At 55.4% G+C, this 25,076-nt stretch carries 21 protein-coding genes; 4 read left to right on the top strand and 17 right to left on the bottom strand.

Annotation, left to right across the window (positions count from 1 at the left end):
- Window positions 1–160: 160 nt before the first annotated feature.
- Window positions 161–1,897, top strand: coding sequence for a C4-dicarboxylic acid transporter DauA (gene dauA, locus ACUN8H_RS06540; RefSeq protein ID WP_445531341.1), 1,737 nt, complete (start codon window positions 161–163; stop codon window positions 1,895–1,897).
- Between the two features lie 93 nt (window positions 1,898–1,990).
- Here dauA and exaC read toward each other — a convergent pair whose 3' ends face one another.
- Window positions 1,991–3,511 (bottom strand): acetaldehyde dehydrogenase ExaC, encoded by a 1,521-nt coding sequence (gene exaC / locus ACUN8H_RS06535; RefSeq protein WP_445531340.1) that lies wholly within the window; start codon window positions 3,509–3,511, stop codon window positions 1,991–1,993.
- A gap of 116 nt (window positions 3,512–3,627) precedes the next feature.
- Here exaC and ACUN8H_RS06530 point away from each other — a divergent pair, with 116 nt between their 5' ends.
- Window positions 3,628–4,305, top strand: coding sequence for a response regulator (locus tag ACUN8H_RS06530; protein ID WP_445531339.1), 678 nt, complete (start codon window positions 3,628–3,630; stop codon window positions 4,303–4,305).
- On the opposite strand, the gene ACUN8H_RS06525 is transcribed toward ACUN8H_RS06530, so the two are convergent.
- From ACUN8H_RS06525 to ACUN8H_RS06475, 11 genes are all read right to left on the bottom strand, one after another.
- On the bottom strand, window positions 4,302–5,714 hold the full coding sequence (locus tag ACUN8H_RS06525) for a hybrid sensor histidine kinase/response regulator (RefSeq protein ID WP_445531338.1): 1,413 nt from the start codon (window positions 5,712–5,714) through the stop codon (window positions 4,302–4,304). The two genes, ACUN8H_RS06530 and ACUN8H_RS06525, sit on opposite strands and share 4 nt — an antisense overlap.
- Window positions 5,686–6,849 (bottom strand): nitric oxide-sensing protein NosP, encoded by a 1,164-nt coding sequence (gene nosP / locus ACUN8H_RS06520; RefSeq protein WP_445531337.1) that lies wholly within the window; start codon window positions 6,847–6,849, stop codon window positions 5,686–5,688. The genes ACUN8H_RS06525 and nosP overlap by 29 nt, the downstream gene beginning before the upstream one ends.
- Entirely contained in the window at window positions 6,830–9,097 is a 2,268-nt protein-coding gene (locus ACUN8H_RS06515) for an ATP-binding protein (RefSeq protein WP_445531336.1), read from the bottom strand. The genes nosP and ACUN8H_RS06515 overlap by 20 nt, the downstream gene beginning before the upstream one ends.
- A complete protein-coding gene (locus ACUN8H_RS06510) occupies window positions 9,087–9,662 on the bottom strand; it encodes a molybdopterin-dependent oxidoreductase (RefSeq protein ID WP_445531335.1) in 576 nt (191 codons plus the stop codon). Before ACUN8H_RS06510 ends, ACUN8H_RS06515 begins: the two co-directional genes overlap by 11 nt.
- A 91-nt stretch (window positions 9,663–9,753) precedes the next feature.
- Window positions 9,754–10,563 (bottom strand): DUF2189 domain-containing protein, encoded by an 810-nt coding sequence (locus tag ACUN8H_RS06505; RefSeq protein ID WP_445531334.1) that lies wholly within the window; start codon window positions 10,561–10,563, stop codon window positions 9,754–9,756.
- A gap of 334 nt (window positions 10,564–10,897) precedes the next feature.
- Window positions 10,898–11,326 carry a universal stress protein gene (locus ACUN8H_RS06500; RefSeq protein WP_445531333.1) on the bottom strand — a complete coding sequence of 143 codons (429 nt, stop codon included), beginning with the start codon at window positions 11,324–11,326 and terminating at the stop codon, window positions 10,898–10,900.
- 12 nt (window positions 11,327–11,338) lie between these two features.
- Window positions 11,339–13,942: a TRAP transporter permease gene (locus ACUN8H_RS06495; protein ID WP_445531332.1), complete on the bottom strand. Its 2,604-nt coding sequence runs from the start codon at window positions 13,940–13,942 to the stop codon at window positions 11,339–11,341.
- A gap of 157 nt (window positions 13,943–14,099) precedes the next feature.
- Complete coding sequence (locus tag ACUN8H_RS06490) at window positions 14,100–15,080, bottom strand: TAXI family TRAP transporter solute-binding subunit (RefSeq protein WP_445531331.1); 981 nt, start codon at window positions 15,078–15,080, stop codon at window positions 14,100–14,102.
- A 380-nt stretch (window positions 15,081–15,460) separates the two neighbouring features.
- A complete protein-coding gene (locus ACUN8H_RS06485) occupies window positions 15,461–16,765 on the bottom strand; it encodes a TRAP transporter large permease (RefSeq protein WP_445531330.1) in 1,305 nt (434 codons plus the stop codon).
- Window positions 16,755–17,234, bottom strand: a complete 480-nt coding sequence (locus ACUN8H_RS06480; RefSeq protein WP_445531329.1) for a TRAP transporter small permease — start codon at window positions 17,232–17,234, stop codon at window positions 16,755–16,757. The genes ACUN8H_RS06485 and ACUN8H_RS06480 overlap by 11 nt, the downstream gene beginning before the upstream one ends.
- A 60-nt stretch (window positions 17,235–17,294) precedes the next feature.
- Window positions 17,295–18,305 (bottom strand): DctP family TRAP transporter solute-binding subunit, encoded by a 1,011-nt coding sequence (locus ACUN8H_RS06475; protein ID WP_445531328.1) that lies wholly within the window; start codon window positions 18,303–18,305, stop codon window positions 17,295–17,297.
- Window positions 18,306–18,585: 280 nt separating this feature from the next.
- On the opposite strand from ACUN8H_RS06475, the gene ACUN8H_RS06470 reads away from it, so the two are divergent.
- Both ACUN8H_RS06470 and ACUN8H_RS06465 read left to right on the top strand, forming a co-directional pair.
- Window positions 18,586–19,320: a ParA family protein gene (locus ACUN8H_RS06470; protein WP_445531722.1), complete on the top strand. Its 735-nt coding sequence runs from the start codon at window positions 18,586–18,588 to the stop codon at window positions 19,318–19,320.
- A gap of 190 nt (window positions 19,321–19,510) precedes the next feature.
- Window positions 19,511–20,371: a DMT family transporter gene (locus ACUN8H_RS06465; protein ID WP_445531327.1), complete on the top strand. Its 861-nt coding sequence runs from the start codon at window positions 19,511–19,513 to the stop codon at window positions 20,369–20,371.
- On the opposite strand, the gene ACUN8H_RS06460 is transcribed toward ACUN8H_RS06465, so the two are convergent.
- Genes ACUN8H_RS06460 through pyk form a run of 5 tightly spaced genes read right to left on the bottom strand, consistent with a single transcriptional unit; the run spans window position 20,368 to window position 25,007 of the window.
- On the bottom strand, window positions 20,368–20,901 hold the full coding sequence (locus ACUN8H_RS06460; RefSeq protein WP_445531326.1) for a DUF192 domain-containing protein: 534 nt from the start codon (window positions 20,899–20,901) through the stop codon (window positions 20,368–20,370). The genes ACUN8H_RS06465 and ACUN8H_RS06460 overlap by 4 nt on opposite strands.
- A 2-nt stretch (window positions 20,902–20,903) precedes the next feature.
- Complete coding sequence (locus tag ACUN8H_RS06455; RefSeq protein ID WP_445531325.1) at window positions 20,904–22,082, bottom strand: ABC transporter ATP-binding protein; 1,179 nt, start codon at window positions 22,080–22,082, stop codon at window positions 20,904–20,906.
- On the bottom strand, window positions 22,045–22,713 hold the full coding sequence (gene modB / locus ACUN8H_RS06450) for a molybdate ABC transporter permease subunit (RefSeq protein WP_445531324.1): 669 nt from the start codon (window positions 22,711–22,713) through the stop codon (window positions 22,045–22,047). Before modB ends, ACUN8H_RS06455 begins: the two co-directional genes overlap by 38 nt.
- Window positions 22,714–22,759: 46 nt before the next feature.
- Entirely contained in the window at window positions 22,760–23,545 is a 786-nt protein-coding gene (gene modA, locus ACUN8H_RS06445) for a molybdate ABC transporter substrate-binding protein (protein ID WP_445531323.1), read from the bottom strand.
- Window positions 23,532–25,007, bottom strand: a complete 1,476-nt coding sequence (gene pyk / locus ACUN8H_RS06440) for a pyruvate kinase (protein ID WP_445531322.1) — start codon at window positions 25,005–25,007, stop codon at window positions 23,532–23,534. Before pyk ends, modA begins: the two co-directional genes overlap by 14 nt.
- Between the last annotated feature and the right edge of the window lie 69 nt (window positions 25,008–25,076).

Raw genomic sequence — 25,076 nt, 5'->3', positions numbered from 1 at the left:
CGTCAACATGCCCATCAACAGGAAAGCAACCCTTAACATCCCGGCCTCTGCGCCGGGATTTTTTGTGCCCGAATGGCTTCACGACTAACGCCTTGTTGTGCAAATCACGGGGCCGGAGTAGCGTAAAGAGCTGATTTCCCTATTGCTTAGGAGGCGGCTCATGTCCCGCGCGCATCGACCCTCGGGGTACGTTTTCCCGATGCCTGGCAGTGCGTTACTTAGCGCTTGGCGCGAAGGGTACACGCTTGCCAAGTTGAAGCGCGATGTAATGGCGGGACTAACGATTGGTGTGGTGGCCGTACCCCTTTCCATGGCGCTGGCAATTGCGACCGGCGTGCCTCCCCAGCACGGCCTATATACGGCTATCGTCGCGGGGGCGGTCATCGCCTTAACCGGCGGCTCACGATTTAACATTTCCGGACCCACCGCGGCCTTCGTGGTCATTCTCTTTCCCATTGTGGCTAACCATGGCTTGGGCGGACTGCTGATAGCCACCCTAATGGCGGGGTTTATTTTAGTCTTGCTGGGGCTGTCACGATTGGGCAGCCTGATTCAGTATGTGCCTTATCCGGTCATTTTGGGGTTTACCGCCGGTATCGGCGTGGTGATTGCGCTATTACAGTTGCCCGACTTTCTTGGCTTGGCCGGCGTAGCGTTAGGCGACAGCACCCTGCGTAACGTACTGGCGATTGGCCGCGCGCTGCCAAGCCTGTCGCTGTCGGAAATTAGCGTAGGCCTTGTGACCTTGGCAACGCTGTTAGTCTGGCCGCGCTTGAATACACCGGTACCAGCCCCCCTGGTAGGTTTAGCGGCGGGTACGCTAGCCGCCGCACTGCTGCTGATGGGAGGTGTTGAGGTCGATACGATCGCTTCACGCTTTAGCTGGGCGTTCGAAGACGAAACCGGTAGCGGCATCCCTCCCTTCGCGCCCAGCTTTATCGCGCCATGGCATTTCCCTGGCGCCGATGGCTCACCGCTTAGGATTAACTTTGCACTAATACAAGCACTGCTGGGCCCTGCGTTGGCAATCGCCTTACTGGCTGCCATCGAGTCGTTATTGTGCGCTGTCATTGCCGATGGCTTAACCCGCACTCGCCATGATCCCAACGCCGAATTGATTGGCCAAGGGCTTGGCAACCTCGTGGTGCCCTTCTTTGGCGGCATTACCGCTACGGCTGCGTTGGCCCGCACCGCGACCAATATCAAAAGTGGCGCGTTTTCTCCCCTCGCCGCTATCGTTCACTCATTAGTGATATTAATGGCGGTGATTGCGCTGGCGAATGTGCTGGGGCATGTCCCTATGGCCGCCCTGGCGGCACTGCTGTTTATTATTGCCTGGAACATGAGCGAGGCACACCACTTTGTCCATACGCTGAAAAGCGCGCCTGCCAGCGATGTTTGGGTACTGGTGATTTGCTTTGCACTGACGATTATTTTCGACATGGTGATCGCGGTGGCTGTGGGCATTGGCCTGGCTGCCGCGCTGTTTATCCGCCGCATGGCGCAGCTAACCTATACCCAGCGTTTGGCAGCACCGCCAATGGGCGAACATTTTCCATCCGAAGTAGCCCTCTATAAAATCAGCGGGCCACTGTTTTTTGGCGCCGCAGAGAAAGCCATTGCCACGCTGCGGGTCATTGATCATGGCGTACGCATCATTGTGCTGGATATGCGTGACGTCCCTAGTCTGGACACCACCGCCATGGTGGCGCTGGATACACTGCGACGGGAACTAGGCGAGCAAGGGGTCGGTGTTATGTTTGTGGGGCTACCGCCGCGTATGGCCTTGAAGTTAAAGCGTGCGGGAATCAAACGCGAAGCGGGTAAATTAGCGGTCGTCAGCAACCTGTCACATGCCGAACGCATGTCGCGCCGCTGGCTGGGTAGTGCTGGCTAGGTAGTGCTGGATAAGAGGGAGTATAAAAAGCCTCCCGGCAGTAGCTGATACCGTGCTGGGAGGCTATTTAGCGGCTATTCAACACCTGGAACGTTAAAAAAAGCCCAGCGGGTTGATGTCGTAGCTGACCAGCAAGTTTTTAGTTTGCTGGTAGTGCTCGAGCGCCACTTTATGGGTTTCGCGGCCCACGCCAGATTTCTTGTAGCCACCAAACGCCGCGTGGGCGGGATACTGATGGTAGCAGTTGGTCCACACACGACCGGCTTGAATGCCGCGGCCCATGCGGAAAGCAACATTGATATCACGACTCCACACGCCTGCGCCTAAACCAAACTCAGTATCGTTGGCAATCGCTAGCGCTTCCTCTTCGTCTTTGAAGGTAGTGACAGCCACCACTGGGCCAAATATCTCCTCCTGGAAGATGCGCATCTGGTTGTTTCCCTTCAGCAACGTGGGCTGGATGTAGTAACCGCTGTTGATGCTGTCATCCAGGGTCTCTTTATTACCGCCGGTGAGGAATTCCGCACCTTCATCTCGGGCGATATCCATGTAAGACATGATCTTGTCGAACTGCTCTTGGGAGGCCTGAGCGCCTACCTGCACATCGGTATCCAGCGGGTTACCGCGTTTGATGGTTTTTGTGCGCTCGATCACCTTGGCCATGAACGCGTCGTACATGCTTTCCTGGATCAACGCCCGCGAGGGGCAGGTGCACACTTCGCCCTGGTTAAAGAACGCCAGCACCAAGCCCTCTACCGCTTTATCAATAAACGTCGGTTCGGCATTCATGATATCGGCAAAGTAGATATTCGGGGATTTACCGCCCAGCTCAACGGTAGAAGGAATAATGTTTTCCGCTGCACATTTCAGTATATGCGAGCCAACGGGTGTCGAGCCCGTAAAAGCAATTTTGGCGATGCGTTTGCTGCTGGCCAGCGCCTGTCCTGCCTCAGCACCAAAGCCGTTGACGATATTGAGCACGCCTGGCGGCAACAGGTCGCCAATCACTTCCATCACTTTCAGAATCGACGCAGGGGTTTGTTCCGCAGGCTTCAAGACCACGCAGTTACCCGCGGCCAGCGCAGGCGCCAGCTTCCAGGCGGCCATTAGAATCGGGAAGTTCCAGGGAATAATCTGACCCACCACCCCCAACGGTTCGTGGAAGTGATAAGAGACCGTGTTGGCGTCAATATCCGCCGCGGTGCCTTCTTGTGAGCGTAGACAGCCAGCAAAGTAACGGAAGTGGTCGACAGCCAGCGGAATATCGGCGTTGAGGGTTTCGCGCACCGCTTTACCGTTATCCCAGGTTTCGGCAACGGCGAGCATTTCAAGATTTTGCTCAATGCGGTCGGCGATTTTTAGGAGGATATTACTGCGCTCTTGAACCGATGTTTTGCCCCAAGCGGGCGCTGCTTTGTGGGCAGCATCCAGCGCTTTATCGATGTCTTCTGCCGTCGAGCGGGGGATTTCGCAAAAGACGCGCCCATTGATGGGGCTGATATTGTCAAAATACTGACCCTTGACCGGGGCAACGAATTCACCGCCGATATAGTTACCGTAGCGTTTCTCATAGGACACCACTGAACCGGTATCACCTGGGTTGGCGTAGATCATTGTTGAGCTCCTGGGTATTATGATTATTAAAGGTGCTTAGAGAGTGTTGTTCATAAAAGCAAATGGCGATATAGCCCGATGGCAGGAGTAGTTCTCATCCCTTGGTAGGAGACGCCATGTATTCCCTGTTGGTGGCAGATGACCATCCGCTGTTTCGTGATGCGCTGCAAACCGTGATTAGCAGTGGCTTAGTGAATGCCCATTTGCTGGAAGCAGAGAGCCTCGCGGCGGCGATATCACTGGTGGAAGAGCACACTGAGCTGGATTTGTTATTGCTGGACTTAAGCCTGCCCGATGCCGAAGGTCTCGAGGGGCTCACCCACTTGCGTGACGTGTTTCCCTGGCTGCCGGTGGCGATTGTGTCTGCGCATCAGGAGCGCCAACTGGTATTAGACGCCATCACCCTTGGCGCGGTGGGCTATATTCCAAAATCCACGCCGCGAGAAACACTACTCGCTGCATTAACGCAGATTCTGGAAGGCCAGCTCTACCTTCCGCCTGATGTGATGCGCCGCCCGGCGCCGCGGGCCGTTTTGGCACCCACCATCGCAAGTGCCTCGACAACCAATGAACGTTTGTCGCGCTTGACCAATAAGCAGTTGGCCGTGCTGGTCTGCATGGCCAAAGGCATGTCCAATAAGCAGATTGCCCGAGAGCTAGTGATTGCCGAAACCACCGTTAAAACCCATGTGTCGGCGATTTTGCGGAAATTAAAAGCCACCAGCCGAGTGCATGCGATCGTGATTGCCGGTGAAGAAGACTTACCTTTCCATCAGGCTAACCGGCCCCACTAGCCTCTATTCAGCAGCGTGCCCAGTAGCATGCGCAGCCGCAGTGGTTTTAGCGGTTTGAGCAAACAGTGCATGCCCGCCTCACGGGTGGCACGCTTGATCTCAGCCTCGTGGTTGGCCGTTATCACGACGGATGCCAAGCCGGGGTAACGGCGCTGTAATCTTGCTGCTAAATCAATGCCGGTTTCACGGTGGTCACCCAAGTGATAATCCACCAGTAGCACCGCCGGACGCTCACCATCGCTGGCAGCTTCGAGGGCACTGACCGTGGCAGCCGCGCGCACTCGACATCCCCAGCTCCCCAACAGTGCCTGCATGCCTTCGATAATGGCCAAGTCATCGTCGATCACCCACACAATGCAGCCCTGCAACGGATCTTCTATTTCAGATAAGGGCGAGGCGTAGCGTACTGGCAGCGACGAGGTGGAGGCCGCCGCGTAAGGCACGGTGATCGAGAAAAGTGCTCCCACACCAGGTCGAGAAGTGAGCGATACCGGCTGCTCTAACATCGTGCTGATACGATCAACGATCGCCAGCCCCAATCCCAAGCCACGAGAGTGGGCCCCCTGGGAATGGTTGGCACGTCGGAATTCGAGAAAGATGGCTTCGCGCTGCTGTTCGGGAATACCAGGGCCGGTATCACCGACCATAATTTCCAACCCTTCGCGACGGCGCCGACAGCCCAGCAGCACGCGACCATGCTCGGTATAACGCACGGCGTTGCTCAGAAAATTGCGAATTACCCGCGCCAGCAGCGCCAAGTCGGATTCAATCACCGCACTCGAGGGCACATAGTGCAGCGCCAACCCCCTAACGCCAGCCACTTGACGATACTCCTCCGCCAACGCATCCAGCAGTGTGCTTACCGCAAACGGTGCTTTATCGGCCTGTAGTACCCCCGCATCCAAGCGGGAGATATCCACCAGCGTGCCCAAGAGGCCTTCAACATCTTTTAGTGAACGACCAATATGGCCCACCAGCGCTTGGGAAGCCTCAGGTAGTGCATGGGTTTCTAGGGCACTGGCAAACAGACGGGCAGCGTTTAATGGCTGCAGCAGGTCGTGACTCACCGCGGCGAGGAATTTTGTTTTAGAAAGATTGGCCGCCTCGGCGTCGGCTTTTGCGGCCAATAATCGCGTATTGACCTGGCCCAGCTCGTCTAAGGTGCGGTGCAGCGTATCGGTACGTTCACGCACCTGCTCCGCCAATAACACCGAACGTTCAAAGGCAGCGTAAGGGGCGCCCTCGACACTGCCGTCCCCTTCTACCCGTTCCATGAGCGCTTGGCAGACCTTACGTAGACGGCGATTCTCTTCGCACAGCGCTGCCATATCAGTTGCGTGAGTGGCGCCCGCTGGGTCACTGTGTTCTGGCGCGTCGGTGTTAAACGTCGTTAACTGGAAGAGTTCCAAACGCCACCCCCGTAAACGTTTGATTCACATGCATACCATGATGTTGCTCGCCGTAGGTATTGAACCCCACCACACGGGATTGGCGCAGCAGTTGCGACGCTTGGTCTAAATGATCCAGTGCTTCAAGCTCCATACGGCGTAAAAAACAGTCGCAGGCAATGATGACGCTAGGCACCCCTAGCCGAGCACTCACGCCTTCAAGCATGATGTTGAGGTCGTCGAGTAGCGGTGTTGGTTGCATGGCTGTAAGCACGATGCCATTTTCTACCGCACAGTAAAAACTCAGGCTGCTGTCGCTATTAACGCTCTGGATGGAGCGCACATAGTGCTGTCCACCGATACGCACCGCTAAGGGATGACGAGCAAAAATCGCAGCGTTGAGCTGTTTAGGCCCAACCCCAACCAAATCGGCATATACCTGCGCGGCGGGTAAACCATTCAGTTCAATTACCCGCCGTTGCTCTCGGTTCGCCTCCGTCACGACCAGCTTGTGAGCTAGCGGCGTCAAATGGTGGGTGGAAAACACTTCAAAGGGCAGCCGAGTATTGATCATGATGACGACCGCTGCCCGAGTATAGAAGCGCCCAGCGCTGTACACGTGGGTATGGCTAAGATGGTTATCGTCGCCTGCCGAGCCGCCGAAGCTGGGGATACGACCTAGCGCTGCATCCAAGGTAGCAAGTACCTGCTCTTCGCGGCTCGACAGACCGTCCAATAGGGTCAGGGCAAAACTGTGTTCGTTGATCGGTGCAATGGCCTGATGGCGGCAACGCTCAAGTAACGTATCAACGAGCGGCTGCGCATTGGTCAACTCAAAATGATCAAGGTCATCAATCAGCGCTGTTTCGATGGCAAACCAGCGACGGTCGAACCCCATCGCCACAATCGAGCCACGGTCATAGCCAAGTGGAGTAATTTCCCCTGCGCTGGTGCAGCCACTTAGTGGCGTCGAGGGAAAGCTATGCGCTAATTCAGCCGCCAGCGCCGCTAGGTCATACTCTGCACTGCAGAAGAAAAGCACGAAACCCAAGTGTTCATGATAAAGCGCCGCGGCAAGCTCTTTGGCGGCGAGAGAAGCGACCGCCTGCTGGCTAGCCGCCGTCAGAATGCCTTTTTCAATCGGATAAGTTGTCACAACGCCATGTCTCCAGTGCCGCATGGGTGTGCGCGGCTACGAGCTTTAATGTGCTGAATACATCATCAAGCTGGCTTGGGTTGGCTTTATCAGTCTTTGCTAGCGTTTCAAGCTGCCTTGCCAGTTCGGCAACTCGGCCAGCGCCCATGCTGACGGACTCACCGCGCAGCTGGTGCGCCAGACGAGCGATGTGATACTGCTGTTCCGTTGTTAAGAGGGATGCGGACAAGCAGGCAGTCATTTGAGCGGTGTAATCGTTGGCTTGCTGGTGGTAAAGCGTGATCAGCTGCGTCAGGCTCGCCTCTCCCAGGGTCGTTTTCAACATCGTTAGGGTTGCGTGATTAAGTAACGGCTGTTCCTGGTTTAACGCTTTTGTATCATTCCCTAATGAAGGCACTGGAGCAGCGCTTGGCAGGGTAGACAGCTGTATCGCAAGTACGTCACTTAACGCAGAGAGCGACAGCGGCTTGGTGATGTAATCGTTCATGCCTACCGCCAAGCAGCGTTGACGATCATCTTCAGCGCCGCCGGCTGTCATGGCCACAATCGGCACACTTGCCAGCCATCCCTCCTGTTCACGCAAACGCCGAGTAACCGTTAGACCATCCATATCGGGCAATTGAATATCCATAAAGATCAAATCCACGGGCTGCGACCACACCATTGCCAGCGCGTCATGGCCATTTTCAGCCCAAACGACATCGCAGCCCAAGTGCGCTAGCAAGCCAATCGCTACTTTGCGGTTGACGGCGTTATCTTCAACGAGCAGAAGCGTGGTGCCGGCAAAATCGCGATTAGGCATCACGGGCAGTGATGCTGAAACAGGGTCAGCCTCTACCAAGGGCAGCTCGCACCAGAAAGTACTCCCCTGGCCGATTTGGCTCTTCACCCCTAACCGCCCTTGCATGGCTTCGCTGAGCCGCTTGCAGATCGCAAGCCCCAACCCGGTTCCACCAAAGCGGCGCGCCACCGACTCATTTGCCTGCTGAAAAGGTTCAAAGAGCCGCGTTTGCTGTGGCTCGCTCACGCCACAGCCGGTATCGATTACCTCAAATAGTAACTGCCCCACCGTCGAGGAGACTTTAACCCTGACCTCTCCTCGGTCAGTAAATTTAATCGCATTTGCTATCAGGTTAAGCAGTATCTGCCGCAAACGCCCAGCATCCACCAACACCCAGGCAGGCACCAGCGGATCAACGTAAACGATCAGTGCCAACCCTTTAATTTTTGCTCTGGGTGCAAACAGCACTGCCACACTATCCACCAGTGGTTTAAGCGCCGTCGGCGCGGTTTCCAGGGTTAAGTGGCCTGCTTCGATTTTAGAAAAATCAAGAATTTCATTGATCATTGCCAGCAGTTGATTGGCACTATCGTGAATCGTATGGGCGTAATCCTCCACCTGCGCGGGGCTCGCCGATTCCCGCAGTAGCTCACTCATACCAATCACACCGTTCAGCGGGGTACGAATCTCATGGCTGACCATAGCGAGGAAGTCTGATTTCGCTTGGTTCGCCGCTTGTGCCTGCTTGGCAGTCACTTCCAGTTGCCGGCCAAGTTGTTCCTGTTCACGCCTGATCGCTGCACTCTCGCGCATTTCCCGCACCAGAAAAGCAATCACCATAAAGGCCGCTAAACTCATGCCAATGATGAGCGACATAAGTAACTTATAGAGCAGGCTGAGTTGTGTGCGTTCTTCAGTCGCCGACTCGGCCAAATAGCCATTAATCGCAATCACCAGACGCTCTGTTAATCGCGTTAGCGCCTGCAATTCCTCTTCCAGCGCTATAATCGGCAATGGACCTATGCCCTCACCGGCGGCAGGCTCATCGTAGGGATAAAACATACCATCCAGCACATCCAGCTGTTGCTGTATATCGCCTAACAACGCCCGGGCGATATCGAGCTGTTGTAAGAGCGTACTCACCTCTCCCTCATTAAGCAGCGTAAGGCGGCTGTATAACAGCTCAAAACGGAGGTTCAGCTCATCGTGGGTCTCAGGCGCGAGCGGTCCACGCGTTACCGCCAGCAAGTGATTTAATAGCTGTACCGCGTCACGATCCAGTTTATAAACCACCCAGGCGGTATCTTCGCGCAGGCTTTGGTTAAGGTTTTCCTGCCGCCAGGCGGCCAACGTTGCCACCACCAACGCGGCAGCAAAGAGCAACACGGCCAGGATAGCCACCAGCTTAAAACGACGGGGATAACGCAGCAGGCTAAAGGCCTGTGCGGTTGATGCGCTAGCGGACATCAATATGCATAACCTGCCATACCGCTCTAAAGCGTATTTTCTCGCTCAACAGCGCTTCGTCTTGATCAAAAGGATAGAGCACCCATAACGGACCGTACTCACGGATTGGTATCGCTTTTTGATCTTTTTCCAGCGCGAGGATGACGTCATACGTTTCAAAATCACTTACCGGTATTTCCGCTTCGTAGCCATTCAGAGCGGTCACGTGTACCGCATCGCTTTGGGCATCTAAGCGCGCCAGCAGATCACGCATTAAAGGGCCTCGATAGTGGCTAATGCCCTCGGTCCAAGGTGTGCTGGTATCGAACTCATGCTGGGGTAGCGCTTCTAACATGGCACGGTCGAACTGCGCTTCACTGGCAACGTTGGTATGGTCAATATTGCCGGTAACGGTCAAAATCACAGGCCCGTCTGGGACGGCTAATTCATCGTCTGTGTCAGCATATCCCGCCAAAGGAATACTGGTCATCAGCACGGCCAACCATATTAATAACGCTTTCACCGTTAGCACCTCACGCCAGAAACTTTTTGATTTAAACGCCTTAAAAACAAAAGGAGACAGCATAAAGGTTACGCTATCTCCTTAAAGAGGTCAGGCTCAATACTATCTTTTTCGTAATCAAAACGTTAACAGTTACTCACTGAGTGTTACGATTTCATTTTTCAAACGGCTCAAAGCGCACTAAATCCTCGTAGGCATGCCAGCTGGCATGGCCTAATACTGGCAGAATGAGCGCCAGTCCAATATAAAAAGTCATCACGCCCACTAACACGCAGAGCGTCAAAATTACCGCCCACAGCAGCATGACGCGAAAGTTGCGCGCCACGCAGCGCACGCTGGCTTCGATACCTTCCATAAAGGTTAAGTCTTGGTCCATCAGCGTGGGAATGGCTACTACGCTAATAGCAAACGCGCCGAATGCTAAAATGCCCCCGGCTACCGTGCCGACAGCCAGCATGCCTAAGCCTTCCGAGGTGGTAAGCAGCGATGTGTAGAGGGTGGCGGGGCTGGGGACTTCTAAGCCGAAAAACAGGGCAAACAGCAGGGTGGCTAAGCGAATCCAAGCCAAGAAGAAGATCATCATCATGACCCCCATCATGGCTAGCTGACCAGCATGAGGACGCCAGCTTCCAAAAGCGTCGCCCAAGTTAGGCACTTGGCCGTGTTCCAATGCGCGACTGATACCGTAAGAACCGACTGCCACCAATGGACCAATAAACATAAAGCCAGCGATCATGGGGAGCAGCCAATACCAGTACCCTAAGGTGAAAGCACCGAGGGTGATCGCAATACTCAAACCCACCCAAAACATGCCATACGAAAGGCTCACCACCGTCGCATGGCGAAAGTCTTCTACCCCGGCAGCCAACCAGGCTCTTGGCCGATCCAAACCTACTTTATTGATGGTGATTTTAACGCTGGGTTGATCTGAATGATGGTTTGTTTTTGTTGTAGCCGCATTCATGGCATCACTCCTTTGGTTCCTGATATAGATCCTGACTCCAGGATTTACCGCATCGCTTCAACATGCATTACCCACTGAAGGCATTGATGCCAATTTAATGACGTCACACTTTTTCTTAATACACTCTTAATGTAGCTGACCTGCTCTTTAGAGGCGCTTACTGAAAGGATATGCGTACAAAAAATCCACGAGATGAACGGAAAGCGCCAATTAAATTGCTGCGTTAGCAAACGCTATATAAGGGATTAGCTGACTCCGCCATAAAAAAACTCCGAGCATTTGCTCGGAGTTTTGCCTTACGGTGCGTGGCTTTTACTTAGTCCACAAAGTACGCCTAGCGCACAATCATTACCGATACTTTGGAGTGGTGAACCACGTGCTCAGCGTTTGGGCCCAACACGTAGTCAACAAACTTGCGCTTGGTATGAGAGGCCATCACGATAAGATCAACCTCCAATTTTTTGCCTACCTTGATAATCGCCTCCCACGGCGAGCCATCGACGATAATGCTCTGCGTCTTAATACCCTCGGGCACATTGTCCTGAAGGAACGCATGTAGCGCATCGTTGATCGCATCGTGGGCTTTCTGCGAGAAGTCTTTGGGAAAGTAAGCGCCCACCATGGGCATCTTAAATTCCGGCAGTACCGTCACCACATGCAGCGACGCACCAAAGGTTTCACACAGCGTAATGGCCGTGGGTAGCGCCTTCTTCCATGAAGCCTCTTCGTTGAGATCCACGGGCAATAGGATTTTCTGGTACATAGCGACCTCCCCCTAGGCGGATGCAGTTGTCTCATCCGACAGCTGTTTTTCACGCCGACGGCGCTGCATGACGACAATCAAACCAAAGATAAGGAAAGCAGGAATCCACATGATCTCTTTCGTCCAACGGTTCACGGGAGCTAACACTTCGATGATTTCTTGATCGAAGTCGAAACCGAGCTCCGCCGCTTGGCTGCCATAGGTCACCATATCAACGACTGCCGTGCCATCCTCGATAAACAGCTCCATGCCTAGGTTATCAAGCCGCTCCTGACCTGTTTCACCGTCAGGCACAGGTAGAGTCATATAAGTGCTCATTGGATCACCGTAGTCATCCAGACCGGCAATCTGCAGGCGCAGCGTCGAGTCTTCGTCGGCATCGCCTAATGCTTCAACGAATTGCGCAGGAGGAATGGACTCGTAGGGATTATGGATCATGTCCATCCAGAAGCCTGGACGGAACAGCGTGAACGCAATCAGCAACAGCACAATGGACTCATACCAGCGGCTGCGCGTAATCATGAAGCCCTGGGTCGCAGCAGCAAAGATCAGCATGGCGACGGTGGACACCACAAAGATCAGCACCCCCTGCAGGAAGGTCACATCAATCAGCAGCAGGTCAGTATTAAAGATGAACAAAAACGGTAGCGCTGCGGTACGCAGGCTGTAATAGAACGCCTGGAAGCCGGTTCGAATAGGATCACCGCCGGAGACGGCTGCCGCGGCAAAGGACGCAAGCCCCACCGGCGGTGTCACGTCGGCCATAATCCCGAAGTAGAACACGAACAGATGAACCGCAATCAGGGGCACTAATAGGCCATTTTCTGCGCCGAGGTTCACAATCACCGGAGCCAGTAGAGCCGAAACAACGATGTAGTTAGCCGTGGTAGGCAACCCCATACCAAGAATCAAGCTAAGCACTGCCGTGAGCAGCAGGATCAGCATCAAGTTACCCATGGCCAGTGTTTCCACCACTTCGGCCAGCACTAGACCTACCCCGGTTTGAGAGACGGCGCCGACGATAATACCGGCCGTGGCCGTGGCGATGCCGATACCGATCATGTTACGAGCGCCGGTGACCAGGCCATTCCATAGATCCATCGCGCCTTCACGCAGATCCACCTTCATATCGCTGCGGCCACGGAAGATCGAAGTGATCGGACGCTGGGTAAGAATAATGAAAATCATGAAAATAGTGGCCCAAAAGGCCGACAGCCCGGGCGACAAACGCTCCACCATCAGACACCAAACAAGCACAATGACGGGCAGGATGTACTGCAAGCCAACCAACACCGTGGGCTTGGTTTGCGGCAGTGAATAGATCGGTTCGTTAGGATCATCGAGCTCCAGCTCGGGGTAACCTGACGCCAGCTTGAGCAGCGCCACATAAATCATCGTCAGCCCAACGCCTATCACCCAGGGCGTTGCATCGCCCAACACCGGTTTGAGCCAGCCAAGGCCGTAATAGACCGCCAACGCGGTCACCATCATGAGTAGCAGACCACCCAAGAAACCGATCACTTTTTTGACCAGCGGCTTAGGGGGATTGCTGCTCTGAAGCCCCTGCATATTGGCCTTTAGGGCCTCTAGGTGAACGATATAGACCAACGCAATATAGGAAATTAGCGCGGGCAGGAAGGCATGCTTAATCACCTCGACATAAGAAATGCCCACATACTCGACCATCAAGAAAGCAGCAGCGCCCATTACCGGCGGCATAATCTGGCCGTTGACCGATGACGCTACTTCAACAGCGCCCGCTTTCTCCGAGGAGAACCCAACGCGCTTCATCATCGGCACCGTGAAGGTACCGGTAGTCACCACGTTGGCAATAGAAGAACCGGAAATCAGACCGGTCATGGCCGAGGCCACCACGGCCGCTTTAGCAGGCCCACCGCGATAGTGACCAAGCAGCGAGAACGCCACCTTGATAAAGTAGTTGCCAGCACCTGCCTTATCGAGCAGCGCGCCGAAAAGAACAAATAAGAAGACGAAACTGGTGGAAACACCCAATGCGATGCCGAAGACACCCTGAGTCGTTAACCACTGGTGGTTGATCAAACCATAGAGGCTGACCCCACCATGGGAAAGAATACCCGGCATCCATGGGCCAGCCAGGCTATAGACCAGAAAGACGGACGCCACGATCATCAATGGCGGGCCAAGCGCACGACGCGTCGCCTCAAGCAAAAGCAGTATCCCGGCGATGCCAATGATCACATCCTGCAGGATCGGTGCGCCGGGGCGTTGGGATAACTGCTCATAAAACATGAACATGTAAGCGCCACAAAAGGCCGCGGCCGCAGCCAGTATCCAATCTTGGATCGGCACACGGTCACGCGGTGAGCGCTTCAGTGCCGGATAGGCCATATACGCCAGGAACAGCGCAAAAGCTAAGTGAATAGAGCGGGCTTCCGTGGCACTAAATACGCCAAAACCCAGAACGAAGGGCACCGGGGAAGCGATCCACAATTGAAACAGAGACCACGCTGCTGCAATGCTGACCAAGAGCTTACCAGGCATACCGGCTGGTTTACGGGCGCCCGTGTCGCTGGAGGCAACCATATCCTCCAAGTCTACGCCGTCTCCCGAAGGTCTGTTCTTATCTTCTGTCATATGCCTGCCCTGCTCCGAGTCGATTGACACATAGTTGCCATATCGAAATGCCCTATCAACATCCTAAATGCCCTATCAATATCTTAAACCAAAATGCGCGGTACCCTGGGGTAACCGCGCATTCCTTACTAAGGTGGCAACACCTCAGGCTGCAGGATTACTCGATCCAGCCTTGCTCACGGTAGTAACGCGCCGCCCCATCATGCAACGGTGCAGAAAGCCCCTGAGTTACCATCTCTTCTGGATCCAGATTCTCGAAGGCTGGATGCAAACGCTTGAAACGATCGAAGTTATCAAACACCGCTTTAACGGTCTGGTAGATAACTTCTTCATCAGCTTCAGCAGTGGTAACAAATGTCGCCGCCACACCGAAAGTTTCAACATCTTCGTCGTTACCGCGATACAAACCACCCGGGATCACCGATGAAGAGTAATAAGGGTATTCATCGACAATACCCTGAATGTCTTCGTCGTTCAGCGGAATCAGGCGCGAATCAACGGTAGTGGTCGCTTCTTGAATGGAACCGTTAGGGTGGCCCACCACATAAACCATGGCATCGACGTTATTGTCGGCGAGTGCAGCGGCTTGCTCGGCAGCATCAAGCTGAGAGGCCAAAGAGAAGGTATCTTCGGTCCAGCCCTTGGCTTCCATCACCACTTCCATGGTGTTGCGCTGGCCTGAGCCTGGGTTACCAATATTGACACGCTTGCCTTCCAAATCATCGAGGGTCTCGATACCTGAATCAGCACGCGCTAGCAGGGTTAACGGTTCACCATGGACACGAAAGACCGCCCGTAGCTCTTCGTAGGGTTCGCCTTCGAAATTACCGGTGCCGTTGTAAGCTTGGTACTGGACATCCGATTGGGCGACACCCATGTCCAATTCGCCGGACTTGATACCATTGATATTGGCGACAGACCCGCCGGTAGAAGGTGCATTACACTTAATATCGGCGTCTTCGAGACGATTAACCAAACGACAGATCGACTGACCCACGACGTAATAAACGCCGGTTTGGCCACCGGTGCCGATGGTGATGAATTGCTCGTCATCCTGTGCCATCGCCGGAGAGGCGAAGGCAGCGGCGGCAAGTAGCGCACCGGAGAAAGCAGCGGTAGAAAACGTATGGCGTTTCATGAACACACCTCTTTATATTGATGTTATGAGTACTGCGCGCTTTGGGCTCACCTAGTGAATGGTTCCCTTAGGCGATCGTGCTCCAAAACGTTTTTCAAGACATTCTGTTTCTAGGACAAACTGTTACAAGCAATCTGCTAACTGCCTGCTAATACTACTTTAGCGAAAAACTAAGCCGTTAGCGAAAAAAAGCGTGCTTGACGACATACCGCAGTATCTTTCGCTATTTAAAACGCATTTAGGCTTGGACGATAGTAGTTTAGTGGCCAGTAACGTTTAGTAAGCGTTAATCCCTATACCGTTTTGGCATAGGGAATAAGGATAGACACTGCTTGCTAGACATACGCGATACCTTATGATCGCTCTTTTCTGAGCCTACATCACACGTTATAGCCCAACACCGTCGGCAGCCATAACGCGATGGCAGGGAAAAGCGCCACCAGCGCTAGCGCGCAGCCCATGGCAACTACGAACAGCAGCGCCCAGCCAAGCGTTTGTTCCAGGCGAATTTTTGCCACCTCGGTCGTCACCATCAAATTGACCGCCACCGGCGGGGTAAACTGGCCTATGGCGATGTTCATTGCCAATAGAATGCCAAACCAGACTGGGTTCCATTCAAAATGCTGCATAACGGGAATCAAGATCGGCATCATAATCAAGTAAATCGAAATGGCGTCTAGCAGCATTCCTGCCACCAGCACCGCTAACATCACCAAAATAAGCAGCACTACCCCGTTGTCGGTCAGGCTAATGATCCACTCCGCCAAGTGGCGGAAGGTGCCCAACATAGTGCCTGCCCAGGCAAAAATACCGGCCAGCGCAATAATCAGCATCACCACACCTGAGATTATCGCCGCCTCGCCTAACAACTCCCATAGATCGCGCAGCGACAGTTCGCGGGTAAGAAACAGGCCAACTATCGCCCCGTAGGCCACCGCCACGACGGCTGCTTCGGTAGGAGTAAACAGGCCTGAGCGTAAACCACCCAAGATCAGCACTGGCGCAAACAGCGCCGGTATCGCCTGTTTAAAAGTGGTGCGCACGCTTAGCTTTTCGGCGCTCTCTACCGGTGTGCCGCCTTCCCAACCATAACGCTTGGAGACGATCATGGCAGGTACCAATAGCGCTATGCCTGCCAATATGCCGGGGAACAGCCCTGCCGCGAATAAGGCACGCAAATCGACACCGGGCACCACTATCGAGTAAAGAATGAGCGCCACTGAAGGCGGTATAAGAATCGCCGTCGAGGCTGAGGCCGCAATCAGCGTGGCCGAAAACGGCTTGGGATAGCCCGCTTTGGTCATGCTGGGCAGCATCACCATCGCCACGGCCGCCGCATCGGCAGGGCCAGAGCCGCTCATACCGCCCATGATCATGCACACCAACACCGCGACCAGCGCCAAGCCGCCATGGCGAGGGCCAATCAGCGCCTGAGCAAAACGCACCAAGCGCAGGGCCACGCCGGAGCGTTCAAAAATAAGCCCGGTCAGGATAAACAGCGGAATGGCGATGAGCGGATATTTGGCAATACTGTTATAGGTATTGGTGCCCAAGGTGGCCAGCATATCCGGCGACAAACCCAGCACGATGCCGACAGCCCCGGAAAGCGCCAGGGAAAACGCCACAGGGATGCCCGCAATCAGCAAGCCTGCAAAGGCCAGAATCATCCAAACATCAGGGCTCATCGGTGAGCCTCCCCGTCAAACGGTCGGCGGTTTGCTGGAACAAGCGCCATAACATGGCGGCGGAAAGCACTGGCAACCAAACCAAATACCACCACTGCGGCAAACCCAACCCCGGTGAAAGCGACTCCCACTGATACTCCTGCCAAGCGAGCTTGCCGCCGTACCAAGTGATCAAACCCAGCACGATGGCACCACACAGCGCTTGGAAAACAATCAGCGCATGGCGGTACTTGGGCGGTAGTGCACGCTCCAAAAAACCGATGCGAATATGCCGATTACGCCGCAGCGCCACCGAGGCGCCTGCAAACGTCAGCACTACCAACAAAAACACCGAAAACTCTTCCGTAAACGAAAAAGAGCCACCGGTCAGATATCGGGTAATGACATTACCCAGGCTGATCAATGCGATAATGATTAACGCCAGCGCGCCTAGCCAGCGCTCGGGGCGTGCATCAGGTAAGCCTTTCATGGCAGCCTCACAGCAAAAAACTCCCAGCCTTGCGGGCCGGGAGTTTGAACATCATGGTAATTAACGTGCGTCGATAGCCGTTTGTGCGGCGTTGACCACCTCTTCACCAATGCGCGGCGCCCATTTTTCATAAACGGACTGTGTCACATCAACAAACGCCTGGTACTGCTCATCAGAAAGCTCGGTCACCGTCACTCCGCGCTCTTTAATCGCCGCTAATCGCTCGCCTTCCTCTTCACGGGTCATGGCGATTTCCCACTCGCCGGCTTCCTGAGCCGTTTCACGCAGCATGGTTTGCTGCGCTTCATCCAGTGACTGCCATACCTGCTGGTTGACGGCGAAAATCAATGGGTCATTCATGTAGTTCCAGAGCGTCAAATGCGCCTGACCGACCTGATCGATACGCGCCACGTCAAACACTGAAAGTGGATTCTCCTGACCATCCACCGCGCCTGTCGTCAACGCTGGCTGAGCGTCGGTCCAGCTCATTTGCGTGGGGTCAGCGCCCAGTGCTGAGAAGGTATCCTGGAACAGCGGCGAGCCAACAACGCGAATTTTTAGGCCATCCAGATCATCTGGCTGGCTAATCGGCCCACGCGAGTTGGAAACCTGACGAAAACCGTTCTCACCCCAAGCTAACGGGATAACGCCACGCGACTCGATTGCTTCAAACACCAGCTCCCCCGCTTCACCACCGGTAACCGCATCCACGGCGGCTTCATCGGGAATGAAGAATGGTAAGGAGAACAGATTCAGCTCCGGCACCTGGGGCGACCAGTTGATGGTCGAGCCCACCGCCGCATCAATCAAGCCAGAACGCATGGCAGAAAATTCACGGGTTTGGTCGCCAGACACAAGCTGAGAATTGGGGTAAACGCGCAGCGTTAATTCTCCACCGCTGCGTTCTTCCACCAATTCGGCCCACTTCTCTGCCGCCTGCCCCCAGGGGAAAGCGTCAGACAAAACGGTAGAAACCGAGAGTTCACGAGCTTGTGCAGACAGGGAAGCGGAAAGTAGAGCCGCACCGGCCAAGCCGGCAGTGAAACGAGCCATTGAGCGTGTCAGCGTCATGGTAGATCCTTTTTTATCGATTTTTATGGTGACTTTATTAGGAGGTCTATCACTGTATCGCCTAAATAACGGTGCTGCATTACGTGCATGTTGGCGATAAGCACTCCATTGTAGGTATTCTTGAGGGGAAGGAAAGCCATTCTATGGGCTATTAACGACCGACTTTCGGCGTGTATCACAGGGGTGTGGAGCGACCACCACCACCGCCGTCATAGAAACGTCACGTATCCGTGTGGGCCAATCGGTTAGACTAAAACAGTTACCAATCAAGGAGTTTCCCATGCAGATGCTGGCGCTTTACAGTATCAAGGGCGGCGTGGGTAAGACCGCCTCCGCCGTCAATCTCGCCGCCGAAGCGGCACGCGACGGCAAGCGAGTGTTGCTATGGGATATTGACCCCCAGGCAGCTACGACCTTTTACTTGCGCAGCAAACCCAAAGTGCGCGGTGGTGTCGACAAACTGGTCAAGGGTAAGGCGGATCTTGATCGGGCGATCCGCGAGACCGACATTGAGGGGCTCGACCTGCTGCCCGCGGCACTAGGCTCGCGCGACCTGGAAGCGTCGATGGAAACCCGCAAGCCTAGTCGACTACGCAAAATCCTCAAGCCGGTGATGGCCAATTACGACTTGGTGATACTCGACTGCCCGCCAAGCCTGTCGGCGCTCGCCGAGCAGATTTTCTCCAGCGTCGATGCCCTGCTGGTACCCGTAGTGCCAACGACCCTATCGCTTCGCACCCTCGAGCAACTGGACACTCACCTGGACGCGGTCGAGCAGGCCTGTCCGATCTGGCCATTTATAACCCTCGCCGACCGCCGCAAGACACTGCATCGCCAGGTGATCGATAGTCTTAGCGAACGCTGGCCAAGGCGCCTGTCAACGACCGTGCCCAACGCCAGTGCGGTCGAGCGCATGGGTATCGAACGCGCGCCGGTCGGGCAATTCGCCCGCAGCACGCCGGGCGGCCGGGCGTACGCCGAACTGTGGCAAGAGATCGCACAGCGTCTGCAGTGATCTGGATTTTCTGCGCCTGAGGGTGGCGATAAAGGCCGCATTTCCCCAGATCTGCATTCCAAAAGTAGCCAAGCGGTCAGTTAACGGCAGCAGGGCTCAGCACTAACACGTTTTATTTTTGCCGACAGCCAAGCTGGTACAATGACGCTCGTTTTCATCTAGCAACGACTATCAACGAACGGACAACAACGTGCCCCTACGCGACCTCCTGCTCGGCCTGTTTGTTATCGCCATTTGGGCGTTAAATATCATTGTTATCAAGGTCGGCGTGGTGGAGCTGCCTCCGCTGTTGATGACCACGCTTCGCTTTATGCTGGTTGCGCTATTACTCGTGCCCTTCTATCCGGTGCCACGCGTACAGCTGCCGTTTTTGCTGCTGCTCTCCTTCACCTTTGGCAGCCTGCACTTCGCCCTGTTGTTCATTGGTTTAGCACAGGCAGAAGCGGGAACAGGGGCGTTATTGGTACAAATGGGCACACCCTTCGCCACGCTGCTGGCGGTGGTGTTTTTGAAAGAGAGGCTGGGGCCAAAGCGGATTGCCGGGTTGTTGCTTTCCTTTGCTGGCGTGGTCGTGCTGGCGGGAGGTCCCACGCTGCCTTCGCCGTTGCCGTTAAGCATCTTACTGATGAGTGCTTTCGCTTGGGCGGTATCACAGCTGTTGATCAAGCGTGGCCCTCCGATCACACCGCTAGCACTGGCCGGCTGGGTGGCGCTATTTGCGGTGCCGCAGGTAGCGCTAGGCTCATGGCTGTTTGAAAGCGGTCAATGGCAGGCGATTCAGCAGGCAAGCTGGATAGGCTGGGGAGCGATGGTTTACACCGCCGTCATGTCGTCGATTGTTGCTTACGGCATTTGGTACGCGCTATTGCGTCGCCACCCGGTTAACCGTGTGGTGCCCATGACGCTAATGGTACCGGTATTGGCGGTTGGCCTAGGCGCGCTATTAATGGGCGACAGCCTAGGCTTTCATAAACTGATGGGGGGAGGTTTGGTAGTCGCAGGCATTGCCCTGATCGTGATTAATGTCAACCGCCGCCCTCGGCCCGCTTAATTTTCAGGCTGGCAAAAACCGGCTTCCTCTGGAATGGAGACACAGTCCCCTACTTTGATGCCGCGCTCGGCGAAGTAGCCGCCGTTGAGCTCTAGCGCTGAATGATACGCAGCCCCCGCAGGATAAGAGGGGCATTCACTTGGTGATGTAGACTCACAGGGCTGCATGGTATTGATCGCTACAATCTGGCCATTGGCATCGATAAAAGCAATATCGAGAGGGATCAGGGTGCGATACATCCAAAAGGCGTTATTAGCCGATTGCTCGCGCTCAAAGCGAAACAACATTCCGCTAGCTTCCGGCAGGCTCTCACGCCCCATCAAGCCGCGTTGGCGCTGAGCAGAGGTTTCTGCGACCTCCACGTCTAAGCGGTGCGGCCCGTCCTCGCTATGAATAGCCAACGACAGTGTCTGCATCTCTTGCGCAGATGCCTGCCCCCAAACAAACGAGCTGAGTAATGACATCGGCAACAGCGCCGCCAGCGGTAACAGTAACGATGCTTTCAGCAGCGTGCGACGCGTGGGATCCATGCTTACTTCCTTTTGTCATGCGCATCTGCGCGAACTCGGTGGCCTGGCAGCAAGTGAATACCGACTGCCAACAGTGAAACGTTCACCACGGCACCGCGGGTTAACTGGTTACGCCGTACGGCATGGGTGGCGATATCGAAACGTAACATATCACCATGTTGGACGCGCAAGGAAACTGACGTAATACCCCCAAGAACCACTAACTCTTCAACCGTGGCTGCCAATGGGTTTTCCCGCTCGCCTTGGGAAGGTCGATCACGGCGGTGAAGCACAATATCAGAAGGCGGCAAATACCAGGTCACGGCTTCACCCAGTGGCAGGTTGGCGAGTCCTTCGGTGACGTCCAGATAAGTTTCTCCCCACTGCAAGCGGCGCTGCCCTTCTAGCTCCACGACGGTGCCTTCAAATAGATTATGTCGATCCAGCAAGCGTGCCACTAGCGGTGTGTCCGGGCGGCTGAACAGCACATCCGGCGAAGCCTGCTGAAGGCTAACGCCGTTATGCAGCACGCAGATTTGATCCGCCAATGCCGTGGCTTCTTCCAGGTCATGCGTCACCAGCACGATAGGAATCTCGATTTGCTGGCGGAGCAGTGCCAGCTCGCGCTGCAAACGCCGCCGGGTGACTTGATCGACCGCCGAAAACGGCTCATCGAGTAATAGCACTTTGGGGTCGCGGGCCAAGGCGCGGGCAAGCGCCACTCGCTGGCGCTGACCACCGGAAAGTGCGTTAGGGTAACGCTTGCCTAGCCCCTCTAGACGCACCTTGGCCAGCCACTGCTCCGCTAGCTCCCGGCGCTGGAGCTGAGGTAGGTGGCGCAGCGGTAGTTGAATATTTTCTAACGCGGTTAAGTGGGGAAACAGCGCATAGTCCTGAAACATCATGCCAACTTGCCGACGCTGTGGCGAAAGTGAATGCTTACGTTTAGCATCAAACCAGCTATCTCCCGCGCACTCCACACGTCCACCCTGGGGACGATAAAGCCCGGCAATGGTGCGCAGCAGCGTGGTTTTACCGCTACCGGATGGCCCGACCAGTGCCAGTAATTCGCCGGGCTGGCAGGTGAACTCAGCGGCCAGGGGAATCGGCCCCGTTTGATGGACCGCGACGCTTAGCCCTGCAGCGAGCCCACCCAAAACCGAATCAGCCACGCACCCACCTTCTGCATCCGGCCAGCCCATAAACAAGCCCCAAGGTAATAAACGACACCAACAGTAGCAACGCCGACATCTGTGCAGCGCCCTGTTCATCGAAGGCTTGCACGCGATCATAAATGGCAATGGCAAGGGTGCGGGTTTCGCCATCGATGGCGCCCCCCACCATCAAGATCACACCAAATTCGCCCAGCGTATGGGCAAACGTCAGCGCCGCCGCTGACAGAATACCGGGCCACACCAAAGGCAGCTCAATACGCAGCAGCGTCTGCCAGTGGCTCAAGCCGCTACACCAGGCTGCTTCCCGCAGGTTTTGGGGCACATGCTCAAAGGCGCGCTGGATGGGCTGCACGGCGAACGGTAGATTAGCTATTAGCGATGCTAGCAAGATGCCGCTGAACGTAAAGTTTAGCCCGTTGCCGGTCAGGTCCGCCCAAAGCGACCCCACCGGGGCATCACGGCCAAAGCTCATCAATAGATAAAAGCCCAGTACGGTAGGCGGCAATACCAGCGGCAACGCAACGAATGCCTCGCATAGGCCTTTACCACGAAAACGCGCGTAGGCCAGGGCACGGCCTAGCCAAATAGCGATGGGGATGAGGATAAGACAGGTGAAAGCCGCGAGACGTAACGAAACCGACAGCGCCGACCAATCCATTAAGAGTCATCCATTAAGAAGCGCTCATCATTCGACGTTAAAGCCATTATTCGACGTTAAAACCATAGGTACGCAAAATGGATTGTCCCTCGTCTTGCTGCAGCCATTGATAGAAAGCAGTGGCGACGTCTCCCGCCTGGTTGGTCAAGACCATGCGTTGTCGCAAAGGCTCATGCCAGCTCTCAGGGATAAGTACGTACTCACTTCGCTCGCGTAAAGAAGGGGCCAAGGCCAGCGAGTATGCCACTAGCCCACCACGCGCATCGTCGGAAAGCGCAAACTGCGCTGCCTGGGAGACATTTTCGCCCAGCACGCGCAGTGGCTCGGTTGGCTCCCAAAGCCCAGCGTACTCAAGGGCCTGCTGCGCCGCTACGCCATAGGGCGCGTGCTCAGGATTTGCCAGGGCGATTCGTTCAGCGGAAACACTCTCTTGTGCTTTTAGGGCAGCTTCAACCCCAGCAAGTGGCGCATCGTCACTGGGTAAATCATCGCGCCCCGCTTGCTGCATCCACACTAATCGGCCAATGGCGTATATCACGCCTTCATCCTGGGTGTGTCCCTCTTCATAAAGCGCTTGAACATAGCGCTCGTCAGCAGAGAGATAGAGCTCAAAGGGCGCGCCCTGGGCAATTTGGCGGCGGAAATTGCCGGAGGAACCAAAGTTCAAGCGCAGGTTGTGACCGGTTTCCCGCTGAAACTGCTCGGCGGCCTCGGTTAGCGCAAACTGCAGATCAGAAGCCGCGGCAACGATAGGCGCCGCCGCTATTGCGGGGGCGCTTGTTACTAGCAAGCAGGCGAGCAGCAGCCCATGCGCACATTTAGCTTTTAGCATGCTCGTCAGTAATCTCCATGACCTTCATGGTATTGGTGCCGCCGTGAGCATTCATATGGTCACCGCGGGTAAGGATCACGTGATCACCGGCCTTGGAGATGCCGGTTTTCACCAGCAGTTCCAGAGCACGGTCGTTCAGCTCGGTAGCGCTCATTTCGGATGTATCGAACGGCAGCGAAACCACACCGCGATAAAGTGCCATGCGGCGCTGGGCGATAGGATTGTGGGCCAAACCGACAATCGGTAGGCCGGAGCGAATGCGCGACGCGATCAAGGGCGTATACCCAGAGGATGTCATGCAGGCAATGGCGCTGACACCGGTCATGTGGTTAGCCGCGTACATGGCAGAAAGCGCGATGGTTTCGTCCGGGCGGGTAAATCCCTCATGAATGCGGTGGCCGGACTCCTGGGCGGATTTTTCCCGCTCAGCGCCCAAACAAACACGCGACATCGCTTCGACGGTTTCCAGCGGATAGTCACCCGCCGCGGTTTCCGCCGAGAGCATGACCGCATCGCTGCCATCCAATACCGCGTTAGCGACGTCGAAGACTTCGGCACGCGTCGGTAGCGGCGCTGAAATCATGCTTTCCATCATCTGCGTGGCAGTAATGACCGCCCGGTTAAGCGAACGCGCCCGCTTGATCATGCGTTTTTGCACGCCGACCAGCTTGGCATCGCCGATTTCTACCCCTAGATCACCCCGCGCCACCATGACCGCTTCAGACGCTTCGATGATGCCATCCAGTGTGGCGTCATCAGCGACCGCTTCGGCACGCTCAACTTTTGCCACCAGGCCAATTTCCTTGCCCGCTTCGCCCAGCAAACGGCGCGCTTCCAGCATGTCTTCCGCATGGCGGGGGAAAGAGATGGCCAGATAGTCGACACCAATTTCAACGGCGGTTTTGAGATCTTCCTTGTCTTTATCGGTCAATGCCGGAGCAGAAAGACCACCGCCCTGTTTATTGATGCCTTTATGGTTGGAGAGCTTGCCGCCAACCACCACGGTGGTATGCACCTGTTGGCCGTGAACACGGGCTACATCCAACACCAAACGTCCGTCATCTAGCAGCAGGCGGTCACCGGGGGCCACGTCTTGCGACAAGGTTTTGTAGTCACAGCCTACTTGGTGAATATCGCCAGCATCGCCGTCGAGTTCCATATCGAGAATGAACGGCTGGCCCTCTTTAAGCACCACGGCACCCTCTCTAAACCGTGCAATGCGGATCTTGGGGCCTTGCAGGTCTCCCAAGGCGGCTACGCTACGGCCCAGCTTGGCGGCAATCTCGCGTACTTCGGTTAACCGGCGGCGGTGGTCGTCGGCGGTCCCATGGGAGAAATTCAAACGCACCACATCGACACCCGCCTGGAGCATGGCTTCCAGCACGCCTTCACGGTCGCTGGCAGGCCCAAGGGTGGCGACAATTTTGGTACGACGGATCGAGGAGAAGTGCAGTGCGTTCATTGTGTTCCAACCATGCGAATTAGCGTGTGTGACTGTTTGGAGTAACGTTATGTCGTCACCCTAGCTTAT

The sequence above is a fragment of the Vreelandella sp. V005 genome (genome assembly GCF_052645115.1).
The sequence above is the reverse complement of the archived record's forward strand: the minus strand, read 5'-3'. Positions and strand labels throughout refer to the sequence as shown.

What these genes read in the sequence shown, in the direction of transcription:
- ACUN8H_RS06495 (WP_445531332.1), bottom strand. Translation starts at nt 13,942, where the DNA reads ATGACAGAAGATAAGAACAGACCTTCGGGAGACGGCGTAGACTTGGAG.
- pyk (WP_445531322.1), bottom strand. Translation starts at nt 25,007, where the DNA reads ATGAACGCACTGCACTTCTCCTCGATCCGTCGTACCAAAATTGTCGCC.
- ACUN8H_RS06515 (WP_445531336.1), bottom strand. Translation starts at nt 9,097, where the DNA reads ATGTCCGCTAGCGCATCAACCGCACAGGCCTTTAGCCTGCTGCGTTAT.
- ACUN8H_RS06510 (WP_445531335.1), bottom strand. Translation starts at nt 9,662, where the DNA reads ATGCTGTCTCCTTTTGTTTTTAAGGCGTTTAAATCAAAAAGTTTCTGG.
- ACUN8H_RS06475 (WP_445531328.1), bottom strand. Translation starts at nt 18,305, where the DNA reads ATGACGCTGACACGCTCAATGGCTCGTTTCACTGCCGGCTTGGCCGGT.
- ACUN8H_RS06490 (WP_445531331.1), bottom strand. Translation starts at nt 15,080, where the DNA reads ATGAAACGCCATACGTTTTCTACCGCTGCTTTCTCCGGTGCGCTACTT.
- ACUN8H_RS06485 (WP_445531330.1), bottom strand. Translation starts at nt 16,765, where the DNA reads ATGAGCCCTGATGTTTGGATGATTCTGGCCTTTGCAGGCTTGCTGATT.
- ACUN8H_RS06455 (WP_445531325.1), bottom strand. Translation starts at nt 22,082, where the DNA reads ATGGGCTGGCCGGATGCAGAAGGTGGGTGCGTGGCTGATTCGGTTTTG.
- ACUN8H_RS06500 (WP_445531333.1), bottom strand. Translation starts at nt 11,326, where the DNA reads ATGTACCAGAAAATCCTATTGCCCGTGGATCTCAACGAAGAGGCTTCA.
- ACUN8H_RS06470 (WP_445531722.1), top strand. Translation starts at nt 18,586, where the DNA reads ATGCAGATGCTGGCGCTTTACAGTATCAAGGGCGGCGTGGGTAAGACC.
- modB (WP_445531324.1), bottom strand. Translation starts at nt 22,713, where the DNA reads ATGGATTGGTCGGCGCTGTCGGTTTCGTTACGTCTCGCGGCTTTCACC.
- ACUN8H_RS06530 (WP_445531339.1), top strand. Translation starts at nt 3,628, where the DNA reads ATGTATTCCCTGTTGGTGGCAGATGACCATCCGCTGTTTCGTGATGCG.
- ACUN8H_RS06460 (WP_445531326.1), bottom strand. Translation starts at nt 20,901, where the DNA reads ATGGATCCCACGCGTCGCACGCTGCTGAAAGCATCGTTACTGTTACCG.
- ACUN8H_RS06505 (WP_445531334.1), bottom strand. Translation starts at nt 10,563, where the DNA reads ATGAATGCGGCTACAACAAAAACAAACCATCATTCAGATCAACCCAGC.
- modA (WP_445531323.1), bottom strand. Translation starts at nt 23,545, where the DNA reads ATGCTAAAAGCTAAATGTGCGCATGGGCTGCTGCTCGCCTGCTTGCTA.
- ACUN8H_RS06480 (WP_445531329.1), bottom strand. Translation starts at nt 17,234, where the DNA reads ATGAAAGGCTTACCTGATGCACGCCCCGAGCGCTGGCTAGGCGCGCTG.
- exaC (WP_445531340.1), bottom strand. Translation starts at nt 3,511, where the DNA reads ATGATCTACGCCAACCCAGGTGATACCGGTTCAGTGGTGTCCTATGAG.
- dauA (WP_445531341.1), top strand. Translation starts at nt 161, where the DNA reads ATGTCCCGCGCGCATCGACCCTCGGGGTACGTTTTCCCGATGCCTGGC.